Source organism: Polaromonas sp. P1_E1_2 (assembly GCF_056406035.1).
This window is the reverse complement of the sequence record NZ_JBFUAZ010000814.1, coordinates 1-1,471: the sequence shown is the minus strand read 5'-3', so window position 1 is coordinate 1,471 and position 1,471 is coordinate 1. Positions and strand designations below refer to the sequence as shown.

Here is a 1,471-nt window from a genome sequence, read left to right as displayed (position 1 = left end):
GCATCACGACATCGGCATGAGCACCGGCATGGAATACCGGCTGGACGCTTCCAATGCGCCATCACCCCACCCAGTCAAACCTGCCGACCTTTGCCCGCACCCATTCCCTTCAGCGTCCTACAGCGGGCCTGGCTCATTGTGTTTTACTGGTGCCTGAGACCATCGCCCCTCACCTGGAACCTGCCGTGAACACCAAAGCCTCTCGCGCTCCCTGCTTCGCCCTGCTGCGAAGCGTGCTCATGGTCACCGGCGCAGTGGGGGTGCTTGGCGCCTGCAGCGTGCGCCTGCCCAACCCCTACAACGCCCAGCAGACCCTGCCTGAAGCCATACGCGTGCCGGCGGGCCACAAGGCCGTGCTGGAAGCCCAGGGCAAGGGCGACCTCCTGTATGAGTGCCAGGCCATCAAACGTGCGCCCTATGAATACGCCTGGCTGCTCCAGTCACCGGGGCTGCGGCTGCAGGACAGCAATGGCCAGACCGTCACGTACTACCCGGGCCTGCGCTCGCGCTGGGTGCACAGCGACGGCTCCAAAGTCACCGCGAAGGAGTTGGTAGAAGTGTCCGCTGACCGTAGCGGCCTTCCGCTGCAGCGAGCCATGGTGAGCCCTTCAGAAACCCCGGGTGCGCTCGCCAGCGTCAGCTACATCCAGAGCCGCAGAACCGCGGGCGGGGTGGTGGCGAGCCCGCCCTGCACATCCGCCAGCCTGGGCATGCGGGTGTCGGTGCCTTACGAGGCGGACTATGTTTTCTGGGGGCCGGCCGGCTGATCTTTCGGCGCCCAACAAAAAGCCCGCATGAAGCGGGCTTTTTGCTTTTTGCTGTTGCAAGGCGGCTAACCCTGGCGACCCCGGGTCAGACCGGGTTAGCCCGCAACGCAGGCTTAGCGCCTGTAATACCCCGGCCCATAACCCGGAGGGGGCGCCTGCACGTAGTAACCGCCGTGGTGCCTGTGGCCGTGCCTGGGGCCGTAGTACACCGGCTGCGGTGCGTAGTACACAGGCGCAGGCCTCACGTACACAGGGCGCGGCTGGTAATACACCGGTGCAGGCTGGTAGTACACCGGGGCGGGCTGCACATACACGGGCTGCTGGTACACCGGGTAGCCGTTGGTCACGCCCACCGCTATACCGGGAGCGGCTACGCCCACAGAAAAGGTCACGTTGTCACGGGCCTGGGCAGCACCGGCAAAGCCGAAAGCGGCAAGCGCCAGTGCGGCTGCGGCGCCTGCCACGGCGACGGAGCGGTTTGCCTTGATTGCTGTCTTCATATGATCTCCTTAACAGGGCAGGAAATGCCCATGTGTTTATTAAACGCGCCACCCCCGTAACGGCGTACCGCATGCACAGTGAAGAGCGTAGCCAAACGTAACCCTTTCGGCTAACCCCTAAAATCACTCAATGACCACCCCCGCCCCTGCCTCCGCGCCCGCCGACAAAGAAACCCACAAGCCCAGCAACTTCCTGCGCCAGAT

General features: G+C 64.3%; 2 protein-coding genes. One reads left to right on the top strand and one right to left on the bottom strand.

From position 1 onward, the window contains the following. The first annotated feature begins 185 nt into the window (after positions 1–185). On the top strand, positions 186–767 hold the full coding sequence (locus AC1D1P_RS23175) for a DUF3455 domain-containing protein (RefSeq protein WP_477671538.1): 582 nt from the start codon (positions 186–188) through the stop codon (positions 765–767). Between the two features lie 113 nt (positions 768–880). Here AC1D1P_RS23175 and AC1D1P_RS23170 read toward each other — a convergent pair whose 3' ends face one another. Next, positions 881–1,267 carry a hypothetical protein gene (locus tag AC1D1P_RS23170; RefSeq protein ID WP_477674613.1) on the bottom strand — a complete coding sequence of 129 codons (387 nt, stop codon included), beginning with the start codon at positions 1,265–1,267 and terminating at the stop codon, positions 881–883. Positions 1,268–1,471: the final 204 nt, after the last annotated feature.